Genomic DNA, 16,360 nt, shown 5'->3' on the forward strand with positions numbered 1-16,360 from the left:
AATCGAGACCGACCAGGTCGCCACCGCGATGAATGAGATGGCGGCTACCGTGCAAGAGGTCGCGCGCAACGCCGAGGAGGCCTCCGAGGCCGCTGTGGCTGCCGATCAGCAGGCCCGCGAGGGTGATCGGGTGGTCAGCGAAGCCATCGCCCAGATCGAGCGCCTGGCGACCGAGGTCGGCAACTCCACCGACGCCATGAGCCACCTCAAGCACGAGAGCGACAAAATCGGCAGCGTGCTGGATGTGATCAAGTCCGTGGCCCAGCAGACCAACCTGCTGGCGCTCAACGCCGCCATCGAAGCCGCGCGTGCCGGGGAAGCCGGTCGTGGTTTTGCGGTGGTGGCCGACGAGGTGCGCAGCCTGGCCCAGCGCACACAGAAGTCCACCGAGGAGATCGAGGAGCTGATCGTCGGCCTGCAAAGCGGCACCCAGCAGGTGGCAACCATCATGGACAACAGCCGTGGCCTGACCGAAAGCAGCGTCGAGCTGACTCGGCGTGCCGGCGGTGCCCTGGAGAACATCACCCGTACGGTGTCGGCCATCCAGGCCATGAACCAACAGATCGCCACCGCCGCCGAGCAGCAAAGCGCCGTGGCCGAAGAGATCAACCGCAGCGTGCTGAACGTGCGTGACGTTTCCGAGCAGACCTCCGCCGCCAGCGAAGAAACCGCCGCCTCCAGCGCCGAACTGGCGCGCCTGGGGATCCACCTGCAAAGCCTGGTGGGGCGCTTTCGGGTCTGACCGGTAGCGGCAAGGGTCTAGCAGGTGAGCGGGTGTGTCATGGATGGACAGCGCAGCCTCGTGCCTGGGCAGCGGCTACATGTGTAGCCGCTGCCGCCAGACTGCGCTCGGGGCCGAGTGAATCAGGAGCGGCTACAGGACCTGGCGCAGGAAGGCTTGGGCCCGGGGGTCCTGGGGGGCGTCGAAGAACGCAGCCGGCGCGGCGTCTTCCAGCAGTTTGCCGTGGTCGAAAAACAGCACCCGGTCCGCCACTTCCCGGGCGAAGCCCATTTCGTGGGTCACGCAGACCATGGTCATGCCTTCCAGGGCCAGGGTTTTCATCACGTCCAGCACTTCGCCGACCATTTCCGGGTCCAGGGCCGAAGTCGGCTCATCGAACAGCATGACCTTGGGCTCCATCGCCAGCGCCCGGGCAATCGCCACGCGCTGCTGCTGGCCGCCGGACAGGCGTGACGGAAACTCATTGGCCTTCTGCGCGATACCGACTTTTTCCAGCAGCGCCAGGGCCTTGGCCTCGCGCTCTTGCTTGCCGCGCTTGCGCACCACTTTCTGCGCCAGACACAGGTTTTCCAGGACCGTCATGTGCGGAAACAGGTTGAAGTGCTGGAACACCATGCCCACTTCCCGGCGGTAGGCATTCACATCGGTCTTGGGGTCGGCCAGTTGCAGACCGTCGATGCTCACCGAGCCGGAGTCGAATTCCTCCAGGCCGTTGAGGCAACGCAGGAAGGTCGACTTGCCGGAGCCGGACGGGCCGATCACCACCAGCACTTCGCCACGGGCCACCTGGGTGGTGACGTTATCCACCGCACGCACCACTTGGCCGCGGGTGTCGAAGACTTTTACCAGATCGCGGACTTCAATCACTTTGCGCGAGCCTCCGCTCAAGCCGGCTGGCGATTTTCGACAGCGGCAGGTTGATCAACAGATAAAGACCAGCCACGCAGAACAGAATCTCGAACGGCGAGAACGAGGTGGTGATCACTTCGCGGCCGCTCTTGAGCAGTTCGGTAATGGCGATCACCGAGACCAGCGAGGTGTCCTTGACCAGGCTGATAAACTGCCCGGCCAACGGCGGCAGCACGCGCTTGAGCGCCTGGGGCAGCACCACATGGCGCATCGACTGGCCACCGCTCAAGCCCAGGGAACGCGCGGCTTCGTTCTGCCCGCGGGCAATGGACTGCACCCCGGCGCGAATGATTTCCGCCACATAGGCGCCGGTGAACAGCGACAACGCGGCAATCCCGGCGAACTCCCGGGACAGGTTGAGCACGGTGCCGATAAAGAAGTAGAAAATGAAAATCTGCACCAGCAGCGGCGTGCCCCGTACCAGCTCGACATAAATCGTCGACAGGTCACGCAGGGTCGGGTTGCTCGACAGCCGGCACAGGCCCGTTGCCAGGCCGATCAGCAGCCCGAGCACGCCGGACACCAGCGACAGCCACAAGGTGGTCCACAGCCCCCACAACAGCGGCCCGGCGGCCCAGTGGTGAGTCATGCCAACCACATCGCCCTCGCTCACATCGTCGCCCTGGGCCACTTGCAGGCTGGCGGCATCGACCGTCAGCACCTGCTCGTTGCCGCCATCGTTGCGCAGGGAAACTTCGACGCTATCGCCCTTGCGCACCAGTTGGCTGACGGTGGAAAACTCCGCAGCGCGCTGAGGCTCTTCAGCCTGGTAGACGAAATACTGCGGTACGCGGTTCCAGCGCCATTCGTAAGACATCAGCGAGGTGGCGTAATACAGGGCGCCGGCCAGGCCGATCAAGACCAGTACGGTCAGGATGTGCCAGGGCCACTGGGCTTTTTTCTGCTTCATGGGTCGGTGAATCCATAGCGATCAGAGGACAGCTCCCCCAACGGTAGGGGACGCTGCCTTGGTCAAAGAGCGGGGCGCGGCGGCGCTGGTGGAACCGCCAAGCGGCCCGAAGAAAACCAGCGCCTTGGCTACAGGGTGCTTATTCCATGTCCTTGAGCCACTCGGTGCTCTTGAACCACTTGTCATGGATGCGATCGTAGGTGCCGTCTTCGTGGATCTGGTGCAGGAAGTTGTTGATGAAGTTGATGCTGTCGTAGTCACCCTTCTTCAGACCGAAGGCCAGGGGCTCGTAGGTGAACGGCTTATCGAGGAACGTAAGCTTGCCGTTGCCGACCTTGCCCAGCGCCACCACGTTGTACGGGGCGTCGTAGATAAAGGCGTCGGCCTTGCCGTTGACCACGTCGAGCACCGCTTCCTGCTCATTGTCGTAGCCGTGGTATTTGGCTTTGGCGATCAGCTTCTTGGCGATCATCTCACCGGTGGTGCCGAGCTTGGAGGTGATGCGGTAGTCGGCGCTGTTCAGGTCTTTATAGGACTTGATAGTGCCTTCGAGTTCTTTGCGGATCAGCAGGGTCTGGCCGACCACGATGAAGGGGTCGCTGAAGTTCAGGCGCAGGTTGCGTTCCTGGGTCAGGGTCATACCGCTGCCGATCATGTCGAACTTGTCGGTCAGCAGGGCCGGGATGATGCCGTCGTAACCGGTGGAAACCATCTCCAGCTTGACGCCCATGGACTTGGCCATGGCTTTGAGCAGGTCGACTTCAAAACCGATGATCTCGCCACGCTTGTTGGTCATTTCAAACGGCATGTAGGTCGGGTCCATGCCGACTTTCAATGTGCCGCGCTTGACCGCGTCGTCGATGGCGCCCGCCTGGGCCGCGTTGACTGCCAGCAAGGCGCTGACGCCGAGCAGCAGCATCGAGAGATACTTCTTCATCTTCAAGTCCCCTGAACCGATTTTATTGTGATGCCTGCGCATACTGGCCCCGGACGGAAAATCTCCGGATATCAAGCCGTTGTCGTTCACGCGCAAGAATTTGCGGGAGCGATGCTAACGCACTCGGCCATTTGCACAAGGTTTTTTGTCAGCCCAACCACCCCCTGCGCCAGCCCCGGAGCGCAGCGCCAAAGCACCAAAGAAAAGTCGCGCCCGTAGCCGCTGCCGAGCCCGCGAGGCTGCGCGGGCCTTATGGAACGCCGGAGGGGTGTCAGGGAAAACATGCGGCGCCAGTGCCGGCCAGCGCAGCCTGCGGCAGCGGCTACGGGGTCGATCAGAGCCCAGCCCTGGCCCCACCCACATCGAGCTAGGGCGAAGCCGTTTTTATGGCGGTTGCGCCCGCGCCTTTAACTAGGCAAGGCGCTTCGACGCGGAGAAAGCATTGCGCTTGTGCAAAGAACCATCACGAAACCAGAGGCTTGCCCAGAAGACACTGGCCAGCACTTGTGAGCCTATCAACAGGAAAAAACCACCATAAAATCCAGCCGCAGCATCACTCATACCCGGCGTCTCCACCCACGGCTCAAAGTTGGCAAACAGCATGATCATGGCGCCCATCATCGCCGGCATAAATGCAGCGACGAGACTCGCCGCCCCATTAACGACGCCAAAGGTGCTGGCCATGTTTTGGTCAGTTGTGAACTGCTGGACGATGGCAGGAATCGCAGGACCTTGCAGGCCCCAAAAAAAATTGGCCATTACCAGGGCACACAATGCCCAATAGCGATCAACGACTGTTATAGCCATAAACACAAACGCGGCAACGATCAGGCTTGTGCATAGAAAAATCACAGGCAGATTTTTTCGGTTAATCCTGTCTATCACCACGCCACTGCAAATGGACGCCAGCACAACCGCATAAAGCGGTAATGAAGCAAGCCACCCCATCTCCAGCAACGAAAACCCGCGAACCTCCTTGAAGTAAACCGGCAACCAATTGCTGCTCCCCCAAATATAAGAAAGCGAAAGAGAAGACAGAGCCAGAATTATAAATACAGAGCGCACTTTAAAAGATTCAATGATGCCATCCCTTATCACGCCATACAGGCTGAGCCAGTTGACAGCCATTGGCTTATCCGCCCCGCCACCCCTTGGCATTCGAACAAACATCAAAACCAACGGCAAGCCGATAAAAACGTTAACTACCGAGAGCACATAAAAGGACACGTCCCAACCATAGGCGTGGAGCATGTAACCAATAGCGGGATAACCCATCGCCAATCCAATACCCGCGCCCATGCCAACAAAGGCATTGGGCGTACCACTCTCCAGGTTATTGAAATTCGACTTTATATAGGCATAAGCCAAAGAAAACAGTGGACCTTCCGCCACCCCCAGCAAAACACGAGACACCACCAAAGCTAAGTAACCTTCAATAAACGGAATGGATACCGTAACCGCGCCCCAAATCACCAGGGAACAGGACAAGCTTCGTCTAATGCCCAGGACCGACGAGCAAAAAGGCGTGAGCACTATCGAAGAAATCCCGTACCCCAGCATAAAACAGGTCGCCAGAAAACCTTGGGCAGCCCTGTCCAGCCGATCAATGCCGGCATGTTTCAGGAATTCGTGATCTGTAATGAGAACCGACACATTAATACGGTCAACATAAGAAATGGCGACGACCAAGAACAAGGTCAAAACACCCAGCCAGCGCGATTGAATGCTCAAACTGATCCACTCCAAAAGGTATAAAACTACCCCCGAAAAACAGCGGCGCCTGGAATACTTCTCCTCCTGACGCCTACCCCACATCGATTAACTCTTCCAGAGCAGCAAAGCCCCCAGGGTTGGCGAGCTGCATAAGGTTTCAACACACTGCTGATCAATCCGACACGACTGCTGCTGGCGCTTGCAGATATCACGGCCCTCAGACCTCAATCAGTACCTGGCGTGAGATACGTGCGACATCAATTTCTATTTCAATGTCTTCCACCGGGGGACGTACACAGTGCCAACTGATGCCTTTCAGGGCACAGCCTTTCGACAGCAATTGCTGATGCATGATGGGGTGCAAGTTGTGAACCGAATAGAGGTGCACCTTATTGATATCGGACCAGGACACCCCCATTAGCGCCAACCTTAGATCGATATCGCCCATCGCATACGTCAACTTGTCCAACAGAGCATCCGGTGTGACTTCCCCCAACCTGACGATGTTATCTCGGTAGCCCGGTCGATCAGGGCACTCAGCAGCGCCGGACGTCTTGAAGTTGGGAATATTGAGCGCAGCCTCCGTGGGCACGGTGTAACTGAACGCATAAATGCTGGGTCGCGCGGGGCCATTCTCGGCGGACACAAGATTGCACCTGGCAACGGGGTTTAGGTTATTTTCAAAAATCCCCCAATTCGCCAAGATTTTTACATACCCGCAGTTAAACTCGAAAAACTGCGCCTCTGACATCTGCGCCGCCGACCTTAACTCACACGCGCAAAGCGCGGCCAAGGGGCGGCCGATGCTAATCAGGTGCTGGCGCATCAATTCAAAAGCCTGATCCAATTCAACCGGCATATCAAAACAGGCTCTTTCAATGATAAATCCAGGATCGGCCAGCACCGCTGCGCTGTATTGAAAACCGCCCGGAATATAGTGGTAATTCCCAAGTGCAAACGGAAGCATTTCCATACTATGACGACCTACCTTATGAAATAACTAACAGTCGATTTGTTACACACCCGCCCAGACCTTGATAACGAGTCAACATCATGCAGGGGGACACTTCAGCTAGCGCGAGGGGCAACAGCATCAGAAATAATATCCAATATTAACGTTAGTTCGGTAATACCACTGATTACTCCCCACCGAAGAGGTATTGATAAAACCTGTACCGTTTTCCGCCCCCCCAAAATGGTTGGCATTCCTTGCCCAGGTCAAATCGACCCAGGCCATAACCGGCATCGCCAGGAACTGTGCGCCCACGGTGTACATCTGCGAATCATCCCAGCCACTGACAGTTTTCATTAGGCGACTGTAGTCGTTGTATAACTTGACTCGCTTGAGCGGGCCTAACATCGGCGTGTCGATGTCATAGGCAATATTGAGTGACGCTATCGTTGCCTTGGACGCAATCAAGTAAGTGGGATTCAATCCGTTGCCCCCCATCAACACTGAATCCTTACTGACCCCTTCCGGGTTTTTTGGATCGTAACGGTAGTTGATCCCCTGAGTCGTCAGCGTCCATTGGCCAACGTTAACCACAGCATGTACACCAGCAGCCCAGTAGCCTCCATCGTCTTGGGTGGTGGCGTTATGAAGTTCGGCGGTGGCCAACGAGGCACCGATCTCGGTTTTCCAGTTGTCATTGAGAAAGGTCCGTGCAATGCGGGCATTGAGCTGATTCTTTTTTTCGTTGTCCTGACTCAAATTTTTGCCAAAATCGGCACCGCGCCCGATCTCGGCAGAAAAGCGAATATCCGCCGGTAACATGCGCGGAAAATAACCAAGTTGCAGATTCCACCGCTCATCTTTATATACGTACTTCATGCCCACCCCGGCACTGACGCCGTAACCCATAAAAAATGGGAGATGCCAAGTTGTGCCAAATTGAGGGTAAGGCTCAATGCCAAACGGTTTGAACGGCGCGCCCAGTTGCAGGCTTGAATGGTTATTCAGCCGATAACCGATGAAGCCGCGATCGACAGAACGTTTACCGTCATCCTGGAACCAGTAACCGAGATCACTGAAGGCGTTTTTATAAGTCGCCTGCACATCAATACGAAAGGTATCAAAAAGAAGTCGTCCATTATTCTCGGCGGTGTCCCACCCCTCATCACGGTAGTGAACGCGTAAGGCGCCTCCAATATCCAGGCTGCTTTCACCGTCGTCGCTGCGCCAGGAGATATGCGGAAACGGCTTTTTAACCGTCGTCGCGGTAACAAGTGCGGCAGGACTGACCTCACCTGCGAAACCGGCACAACTGCTCATCATCAAGCCCAGACACGTTACATGACGCTTCATATCGAATACCCCTGTAATACCAGGCACAACACAGTTACAGGTAATGCCAAAAGAGAAGCGTCAGGCGCTTTAACAACGTGGGACTTTTGACAGCGGCATGCAGTACAAGGATTACAATCCGATGCACTGATCGTTTTAATACACATGTTGTTAATTCGAGCACCGAACACTTTCCGCGCAGCATTCAAGTGGCAAATGGCAAGCGAGCTTAAATATCGCTGTGTAGACGCGAGTTGCTTCTAGCGCTTCATCATTAATAAGGCAGCCGTCAATGCCTGCACTTAATAGAGGTACAGCAGAAACTATGCCAAGTATTAATTATCTACTTGGCTGGAATAACCCCAACAAAAACAATTGTTTATATGGGAAACAGATTTTTTTGTATCACCAGTGAAGCATCGCTTCATGGAGTAACCGAACTACACATTGAGGGTGCGTCTTTACTTCACGCAGATAGACGTTCTTTTTCACACAAGAACCGAAAACGCAGGGGCAACTGCAGCAGGCATGTTCCTGACACACCGCTTACGCGTTTACGAACGAAGGTCAGGCAAAAAAAACGCCCTTGAGCGGTCACTCAAGGGCGTTGGCTTCAGGCCGGTTGCGGCGCCGCGGTCAGCGGCTGCAACGGCAGCAGCGGCGCGTGGGGGTCGGCATCCACCGACTGGCGCCAGGCGCTCAGCCATTCGCTGTGCCCCTCGCTCCAGACCTGCTCATGCAAGCGGGCCAGGGCCACCGGGTCGCTCAACAGCGCCAGACGCTCGCTGTTGTTGAGGGCCGCCGGCCCCACTTTCAGCGCATGCCGCACGCGCTCGATACGCAGCCACTCGATCGGCTCGGCCTGGCCGTGACGGGAGGTCGCCAGCGCACACGCCAGGGCGTTCTGCTGCGGGTCGACCACGGCACGGATAAAGCCGTCGTTGAGGGCGTGCCAGCGGTTTTCGTGGGTGTACTGGTCAGTCGCCAGCAAGGCCTGCGGCGGATTGTATTCCTCGGGGATCAGGAACAGGCTCTCGTCACGGGACTTCAGGCCCAGACCGACACGGCTGGAGATCACCGATACCGGGATCGACAGCATCAGCGAACCGACGATCGGCACCAGCCACCACAGGAAGCTCGGGTTCAGCCACACCACCAGCAAGGCCCAGAAGAAGCCCAGCAAGGTCTGCGGACCGTGGCGCTTGACCGCCTCGCTCCATGGCGTGGAGTCGTCGTCACGCTGTGGCGAGTTCCAGGTCGCGGCCCAGCCAAGGAACGCGGCCAGGACGAAGCGGGTGTGGAAAATCATCCGCACCGGCGCCAGCAGCATGGAGAACAGCATCTCCAGCAGCATCGACAGGGTCACCTTGAACTTGCCGCCGAACTCTTTCGCGCCCTTGGCCCAGATCAGGATGATGCTCAGCAACTTGGGCAGGAACAGCAGCACGATGGTGGTCGAGAACAGGGCCACGGCTTTGTCCGGGTGCCATTGCGGCCACAGCGGGTACAGCTGGCGCGGCTCCATGAAGTACTGCGGTTCCATCAGCGTGTTCACCGCCAGCAGGGCGGTGGACAGCACCAGGAAGAAGAACCACAAGGGCGCCGACAGGTAGGACATCACGCCCGTGAGGAACACCGCACGGTGCACCGGGTGCATGCCTTTTACCAGGAACAGGCGGAAGTTCATCAGGTTGCCGTGGCACCAGCGACGGTCACGCTTGAGTTCGTCCAGCAGGTTCGGCGGCAGTTCTTCGTAGCTGCCCGGTAGGTCGTAGGCAATCCACACACCCCAGCCGGCACGGCGCATCAGCGCTGCTTCAACGAAGTCGTGGGAAAGAATCGCACCGGCGAACGCGCCTTTGCCCGGCAACGGCGCCAGGGCGCAATGCTCGATGAACGGCTGCATGCGGATGATCGCGTTGTGGCCCCAGTAGTGGGATTCACCCAACTGCCAGAAGTGCAGGCCGGCGGTGAACAGCGGGCCGTAGACCCGGGTCGCGAACTGCTGCATGCGCGCATACAGGGTGTCCATGCCCGAAGCCCGTGGCGCGGTCTGAATGATCCCGGCGTCCGGCGTGGCTTCCATCAAGCGCACCAGGCTGGTCAGGCATTCACCGCTCATCACGCTGTCGGCGTCGAGCACCACCATGTATTTGTAGTCGCCGCCCCAGCGACGGCAGAAGTCGTCGAGGTTGCCGCTCTTGCGTTTGACCCGGCGACGACGGCGACGATAGAAGATCTTGCCGAAGCCCTTGGCTTCACGGCACACATCCAGCCACGCCTGCTGTTCGGCGATGCAGATATCGGCATCGTTACTGTCGCTGAGCACGAAGAAGTCGAAGCGGTCGAGGTCACCCGTGGCCGCAACCGACTCGAAAGTCGCCCGCAAGCCGGCGAATACCCGCGGCACGTCTTCGTTGCAGATCGGCATCACCAGGGCAGTGCGCGCGTCCCGAGGGATCGGCTCGTCACCGGCACTGGCGCCGGAGATACGGTACTTGTCATGCCCGGTGAGCAACTCGAGGAAGCCCATCAGCGCCGTCCAGAAGCCCGCCGAGACCCAGCAGAACAGAATCCCGAACAGGATCAGGATGCTGGTCTGCAGCGCATACGGCAGCACCTGGGTCGCGGTCTGCATCAGGGGCTGGTGCAGGACCTCTTCCAGGTCGACGAAGGCCCAGCCCTGGTACGGCATGATGCCTTTCATGTACCAGCCGGCGACGATGGTCTGGCCGAGCATCAGCACCAGCAGGATGTAACGGCGGATCGAGCCCACGGTGCGCCAGCGCGCCGCCGGGAGCACCCGCTCATCCTTGGGTGGCGCCGGCGGGTTGGTGCGCCCGGTCAGGCGCCGCCAGCCACGAACCAGGATATTGGTGCGCCACGGCTCCGGAACCACCTTGGTACGACGGATCGGCGGCGTGGCCTTGAGGCACACCCGGCCGCTGGCGTCGAGCGCCAGCATTTCGGCGTCCTCCAGCTCTTCGGCGGTGCTCAGGGTCAGACGTCGGCCGACCGACGCCTGGGCGGCATCGGCAGGGGCATCGAAGGTTGCAGACGACAGCCGCTGGTGCAGCTCGCTGAAAGACTGGCAACCCGCCAGTTCAGCGCGCTGCTCGTCCGTCATCGGCAGGTGCGCCAGGTACTCGGCGAGAGTCTCTGGCTGTACTTGAGAGTTACTCATCGGCAGGCAACTGATAGCTCCAGGTCTCGGTCAGGACTTGCTCAGTCGGGACAGATTCCGGTGTGGCTGGGGCGGCATCGGCAGCGACAGGCTGCTTCGCGTCTTTGTTGTCCTTGGCGTCTTTGGCCGGTTTGGCGTCAGCTTGCTTGGCCTCGGCCAGCTTGGCTTCCTTGTCCTTCTTCTCCTGTTGCTTGGCGGCAATCTTGTCCGCCTTGGCCACGGAAGAATTGGAGGCCGGCAGGGTCGACTTGGCAGGTTCGGCCGGAGCCACGTTTCTCACCAGCGCCGCACGCATCTCGGTGGACTTGCCCGCGTCCTTGATTTTCATCCGCAGGGTCAGGCGCCAGCCTTTGGTTTCAGGGTTGTAGCGCACGCTGTTTTCGACCAGCTCGGCGTTATCGCCAACGCTGACCTGGCTGCGCACTTCGGCATCTTCCGGCAGGGCCGCCAGGGATGGGCCCTGGAAGTCCACCAGGTACGCCACGCTGCCGTCCGGCTGACGGATCAGGTTCGACTGCTTGACGTCACCCGTGGAACGCAGGGTCTGCTCGACCCAGGCGCTGTCCGGCGAATGCAGGGCGGCTTCGTCGATGGTCCAGTGCAGGCGGTAGGCGAAATCAAAGGCCTGGCCCGGCTCCGGCTGTTTCTCCGGGCTCCAGAACGCCACGATGTTGTCGTTGGTTTCATCGGCAGTCGGGATCTCTACCAGATCCACGGTGCCCTTGCCCCAATCGCCCTTCGGCTCGATCCAGGCGCTTGGGCGCTTGTCGTAGCGGTCATCGAGGTCTTCGTAGTGGCTGAAGTCGCGGCCCCGTTGCAGCAAGCCGAAACCACGCGGGTTTTCCACCGAGAAGTTGCTCACGGCCAGGTGTTTCGGGTTGTTCAGCGGACGCCAGATCCACTCGCCATTGCCGGCATGGATCGACAGCCCGCTGGAGTCATGCAGCTCGCGACGGTAGTTGAGGACCTTGGACGGCTGGTTGGCGCCGAACAGGAACATGCTGGTCAGCGGGGCGATGCCCAGCTTGCCGACCTTGTCCCGCAGGAACACCTTGGCCTTGACGTCGACGATGGTGTCGCTGCCCGGACGCAGGGTCAGGCGGTAGGCGCCGGCCGCACGCGGCGAATCCAGCAGGGCGTAGATCACCAGGTGCTTGTCGGTGGGCTTGGGTTGCTGGATCCAGAACTCGCTGAAACGCGGGAACTCTTCGCCGGAAGGCAAGGCGGTATCGATCGCCAGGCCACGGGCGGACAAGCCGTAGGTATGGCCCTTGCCCACGACGCGGAAGTAGCTCGCGCCGAGCATGGTCATGATCTCGTCTTGCTTGTCGGCCTTGTTGATCGGGTACAGCACGCGGAAACCGGCATAACCCAGCTTCTCGGTGGCCTTGGGATCGAACTTGACGTCGCCGAAGTCGAAGCGACTCGGGTCGTATTTGATCTCTTCGACGGTGTTGGCCGTGATTTCGTTGATTTTCACCGGCGTATCGAAGTGCATGCCCTGGTGATAGAACGACAGCTTGAAGGGGGTTTTCTGATTGGCCCACTCAGCTTTTTCAGTGAGGAAGCGGATTTTTTGATAATCCGCGAACTTCATGTCTCGAAATTCGTTCGGCAGGTTACTGCGCGGGGCCTCGTACTTCTGCCCGGCCAGCTCTTTGGCTTTGGCCGATACATCATCCAGATTGAAAGCCATGAGCGGACCGGCGCCAAGCAGGCAAAGCAGGGCAGAGCCTGTCAGCAGCGCGTTTCGTAACCGTTTGGCAGACAATTTTGGTGCATTACAGGGACTAACAATCACGAGCAACCCTCGCCGAAAACAGATCAAAAAACCAACGGCCAGCTATCTATATGCCAGGTTGGCGAGCATTGTTCCGACTCCGATGGGGCGAAATGATTCCCCAAGCGGTCACGGACAAGTCTCTACCTAAGTCAAAATGGACCAACGAACGCTGATCCCCGTAGCGCGCGATTATCTAGTAGGCCGCGTTACAACGCATCAGGGGGAACAAAGTATTTATTGGGTAAAACAGCTGTTTTCGACCTAAATCGGCGGAAAAAGATGTTTCAAGCACTTTCAGGTCTGTAACAGGAAGGTTACCGGGCCATCATTGACCAGATGCACCTGCATGTCCGCACCGAAACGCCCCGATGCCACTTTGCCATGTAACTGTTGCGCCTTTGCTAATAGATAGTCGAAAAGCTCCTGGCCCAGGGCGGGCGGCGCGGCCGTGGAAAAGCTCGGACGCAAGCCACTTTTGGTGTCGGCGGCCAGGGTGAACTGCGACACCAGCAGCAGACCGCCATCGACCTCGGCCAGGGACAGATTCATCTTGCCCTCGGGATCACTGAACACCCGATAGTTAAGCAGCTTGTGCAGAAGTTTGTCGGCGCTGGCCCGGGTGTCGTCGGGTTCGACCGCCACCAGCACCAGCAACCCCTGGTCGATGGCGCCTACCACCTCCCCCGCCACTTCCACTCGTGCGCCACGCACCCGTTGCAGCAGGCCCTTCATGCTTCTTCAAGCGGCAGGTCGAGCAGGCGCCGGGCCATCTGGTCGGCGGCACGCACCAGGGCGTCGGTGATCCCCGGCTCGGAGGCCGCGTGGCCCGCGTCGCGGATGACTTGCAGTTCGCTGTTGGGCCAGGCCTGGTGCAGCTCCCAGGCGTTGTCCAGGGGGCAGATCACGTCGTAGCGACCGTGGACGATAACCCCCGGCAGGTGGGCGATCTTGCCCATGTCGCGAATCAGCTGGTTGGGTTCAAGGAAGGCATTGTTGGTGAAGTAGTGGCATTCGATCCGGGCAATCGACAGCGCGCGCTGCGGCTCGGAGAAACGGTCCACCACCAGCGGGTTCGGGCGCAGGGTCGCAGTGCGTCCCTCCCAGGTCGACCAGGCCTTGGCCGCATGCATCTGGGCAATCTGGTCGGTGCCGGTCAGGCGTTTGTGGAAGGCGTTGAGCAGGTCATGGCGTTCATCCTGCGGGATGGGCGCCACGTAGTCCTGCCAGTAATCCGGGAACAGGCGGCTGGCGCCGTTCTGGTAAAACCACTCGATTTCCTGCGGACGCGCCAGAAAGATCCCGCGCAGAATCAGACCGTGCACACGTTCTGGATGGCTTTGCGCGTAAGCCAGCGCCAGTGTCGAGCCCCAGGAACCGCCAAACACCACCCACTTTTCGATCCCCAGGTGCAGACGAATCCGCTCCAGGTCGGCGACCAGGTCCCAAGTGGTGTTGTTTTCAAGGCTGGCGTGGGGGGTGGAGCGACCGCAACCGCGCTGATCGAAGGTGACAATGCGGTACAGGTTCGGGTCGAAATAGCAGCGGCTCTGGGCATCGCACCCGGCTCCCGGGCCCCCGTGGATAAACACCACCGGCAGGCCTTCCGGAGAACCGCTTTCATCGACGTACAGCACATGCGGTTCGTCGACAGCCAGATCGTGCCGGGCGTAGGGTTTGATCTGCGGGTACAAAGTCTGCATTGCGCGCTCCGTAAGGGTCGGGTTCATCCCTGGGGGGACTTCAATTATTCTGCCGTCCGGCATCATAAACCCGAATTACGCAATCAGCATGCCCTTGAGAAAAATGGGGTTGTCAGCCCCATTTCATGCACGTGAACCCTGCCCCCTCAGGGGTTTGTCGCCAGGGCGCGCGCCCTCACTTGCCGTAACGCTGCCGGCCCCAGGCGAGCAGCCCTTGCAGCAACTCCTTGAGCACCACCTGGGTCGGCGCCGCCAGGTCCGGGCGATAGCGGAACGGTTCGAACTCTTCCATATAGGTGCTCTGCGCCAGCTCCAGTTGCACCGCGTGGATATGCTCGGCCGGGTTGCCGTAATGGCGGGTGATATGACCGCCCTTGAAGCGCCCGTTCAACACATGGCTGTAATCGCCATGGCCGGCGCAGATTGCCTCCAGCTGGCTGGCCAGTTGCGGGTCGCAGCTGGCGCCGTTGAAGGTGCCGAGGTTGAAGTCCGGCAGCTTGCCCTCGAACAGATGGGGGATCAGCGAACGGATCGAGTGGGCATCGAACAGCAAGGCGTAACCAAACTCGTCCCGCAACCGTGCCAGTTCTTCCTGCAGGGTGCGGTGATACGGCCCCCAGACCTTTTGCAGGTAACTCGCCCGTTCTTCGGCCGACGGCTCATGGCCCTCCTTGAACAACGGCACGCCGTCGAACAGGGTGGCCGGGTACAGGCCGGTGGTGGCCCCGACATATAAAGGTGTGTCATCGGACGGGCGGTTGAGGTCGATGACAAACCGCGAGTACTCGGCAGCCAGGGTGCTGGCCCCCAGCGCCTGGGCAAACTCGTAGAGCTGCGGGATGTGCCAGTCGGTGTCCGGCAGGCTTTGCGCCTCGGCGATCAGCCCGGCCTCCACGGCGGGCGTCAGGCGCACGCCGGCATGGGGCATGCTGATCAGCAGCGGCACCCGGCCTTGTTTGAAGTTCAGCACCTTATCCACAAGCATTCTCCTAAACAGTCACTTCCACGCCGTGACGCACGACGCGTTTTTCCAGGTCGCCGCCCAGCCAGTAGGCCAGGTCGGCCGGACGATCAATCTGCCAGGCGACAAAGTCCGCGACCTTGCCGACCTCCAGCGAACCATGGGTCTGCTCCATGCCCAGGGCCTTGGCCGCGTGCAGCGTGACGCCGGCCAGGGCTTCTTCCGGGGTCATGCGGAAACAGGTGCAGGCCATGTTCAGCATCAGGCGCACCGACAACGCCGGCGAGGTGCCGGGATTGAGGTCGCTGGCCACGGCGATCTTCACCCCATGCTTGCGCAGGGCCTCCATCGGCGGCAGTTGGGTTTCGCGCAAAAAGTAGAAGGCCCCCGGCAACAACACCGCCACCGTGCCCGACTGGGCCATGGCGATGGCATCGTCTTCGGTCATGAATTCCAGGTGGTCGGCCGACAGCGCGTGGTAGCGCGCCGCCAGGCTCGAACCGTGCAGCGACGACAGTTGCTCGGCGTGCAGCTTCACCGGCAAGCCCAGCGCCTGCGCGGCAATAAACACCCGCTCCACCTGGGCCGGCGAAAACGCCAGGTATTCGCAGAACGCATCCACCGCATCCACCAGCCCTTCGGCGGCCAGCGCCGGAAGCATCTCGTGGCAGATGTGGTCGATGTAGTCGTCGGCGCGTTCGGCGTATTCCGGCGGCAAGGCGTGGGCCGCCAGGCAGGTGCTGCGCACACTGACCGGCAACTCGGCGCCCAGACGGCGGATAACCCGCAGGATCTTGCGCTCGCTGGCTAGGTCCAGGCCGTAGCCGGACTTGATCTCGACACTGGTGACGCCGTCGCGCAGCAGGCTTTGCAGACGCTTTTTGGCACTGGCGAACAGCTCGTCCTCACTGGCGGCGCGGGTCGCGCGCACGGTGCTGGCGATACCGCCACCGGCGGCGGCGATCTCGGCATAGCTCACGCCCTGCAGGCGCTGCTCGAATTCACCGCTGCGGTTGCCGCCGAATACCGTATGGGTATGGCAATCGATAAAGCCCGGGGTGACCCAGGCTCCAGCCAGGTCCTTGACCTGGGCGTAGTTGCCGGCCGGCGCCTGCGAGCGCCGGCCGATCCACTCGATGTGCGCCCCTGACGTCACCATAGCCGCGTCCTCGATGATCGAGTAGCTACCCGCAGCCATGCTGGCGACGTTGCAGTGTTGCCAAAGAGTTTTCATCCA

Annotated in this window: 13 protein-coding genes; 1 reads left to right on the forward strand and 12 read right to left on the reverse strand. The window is 59.9% G+C overall.

Annotated features, from left to right (window positions below):
• The first annotated feature begins 28 nt into the window (after positions 1-28).
• Positions 29-742 carry a methyl-accepting chemotaxis protein gene (locus CF161_RS33775; RefSeq protein ID WP_371106547.1) on the forward strand — a complete coding sequence of 238 codons (714 nt, stop codon included), beginning with the start codon at positions 29-31 and terminating at the stop codon, positions 740-742.
• Positions 743-874: 132 nt separating this feature from the next.
• Here CF161_RS33775 and CF161_RS25375 read toward each other — a convergent pair whose 3' ends face one another.
• The 12 genes from CF161_RS25375 to hutI all read right to left on the reverse strand — a co-directional run bounded on the left by CF161_RS25375 (position 875) and on the right by hutI (position 16,357).
• Positions 875-1,609: an amino acid ABC transporter ATP-binding protein gene (locus tag CF161_RS25375; RefSeq protein ID WP_020299487.1), complete on the reverse strand. Its 735-nt coding sequence runs from the start codon at positions 1,607-1,609 to the stop codon at positions 875-877.
• Entirely contained in the window at positions 1,602-2,561 is a 960-nt protein-coding gene (locus CF161_RS25380; RefSeq protein WP_020299488.1) for an amino acid ABC transporter permease, read from the reverse strand. Before CF161_RS25380 ends, CF161_RS25375 begins: the two co-directional genes overlap by 8 nt.
• A 139-nt stretch (positions 2,562-2,700) precedes the next feature.
• Entirely contained in the window at positions 2,701-3,498 is a 798-nt protein-coding gene (locus CF161_RS25385) for a transporter substrate-binding domain-containing protein (protein WP_043230359.1), read from the reverse strand.
• Between the two features lie 411 nt (positions 3,499-3,909).
• On the reverse strand, positions 3,910-5,229 hold the full coding sequence (locus CF161_RS25390) for an MFS transporter (protein ID WP_218187575.1): 1,320 nt from the start codon (positions 5,227-5,229) through the stop codon (positions 3,910-3,912).
• Positions 5,230-5,428: 199 nt separating this feature from the next.
• On the reverse strand, positions 5,429-6,184 hold the full coding sequence (locus CF161_RS25395; protein ID WP_020299491.1) for a hypothetical protein: 756 nt from the start codon (positions 6,182-6,184) through the stop codon (positions 5,429-5,431).
• A gap of 120 nt (positions 6,185-6,304) precedes the next feature.
• Positions 6,305-7,516, reverse strand: a complete 1,212-nt coding sequence (locus tag CF161_RS25400; RefSeq protein ID WP_020299492.1) for a hypothetical protein — start codon at positions 7,514-7,516, stop codon at positions 6,305-6,307.
• 592 nt (positions 7,517-8,108) lie between these two features.
• Entirely contained in the window at positions 8,109-10,679 is a 2,571-nt protein-coding gene (gene mdoH / locus CF161_RS25405; protein WP_043230361.1) for a glucans biosynthesis glucosyltransferase MdoH, read from the reverse strand.
• Positions 10,672-12,480 carry a glucan biosynthesis protein gene (locus tag CF161_RS25410; RefSeq protein WP_043230385.1) on the reverse strand — a complete coding sequence of 603 codons (1,809 nt, stop codon included), beginning with the start codon at positions 12,478-12,480 and terminating at the stop codon, positions 10,672-10,674. The genes mdoH and CF161_RS25410 overlap by 8 nt, the downstream gene beginning before the upstream one ends.
• 276 nt (positions 12,481-12,756) lie before the next feature.
• On the reverse strand, positions 12,757-13,194 hold the full coding sequence (dtd, locus tag CF161_RS25415; protein ID WP_020299495.1) for a D-aminoacyl-tRNA deacylase: 438 nt from the start codon (positions 13,192-13,194) through the stop codon (positions 12,757-12,759).
• A complete protein-coding gene (gene pip / locus CF161_RS25420; protein ID WP_020299496.1) occupies positions 13,191-14,162 on the reverse strand; it encodes a prolyl aminopeptidase in 972 nt (323 codons plus the stop codon). The genes dtd and pip overlap by 4 nt, the downstream gene beginning before the upstream one ends.
• A 175-nt stretch (positions 14,163-14,337) precedes the next feature.
• Positions 14,338-15,141, reverse strand: coding sequence for an N-formylglutamate deformylase (hutG, locus tag CF161_RS25425; RefSeq protein WP_020299497.1), 804 nt, complete (start codon positions 15,139-15,141; stop codon positions 14,338-14,340).
• Positions 15,142-15,151: 10 nt separating this feature from the next.
• Positions 15,152-16,357 (reverse strand): imidazolonepropionase, encoded by a 1,206-nt coding sequence (gene hutI / locus CF161_RS25430; protein WP_020299498.1) that lies wholly within the window; start codon positions 16,355-16,357, stop codon positions 15,152-15,154.
• Positions 16,358-16,360 lie beyond the last annotated feature (3 nt).

Source organism: Pseudomonas sp. CF161, from assembly GCF_000416215.1.
In the GTDB taxonomy this organism is placed as follows: domain Bacteria; phylum Pseudomonadota; class Gammaproteobacteria; order Pseudomonadales; family Pseudomonadaceae; genus Aquipseudomonas.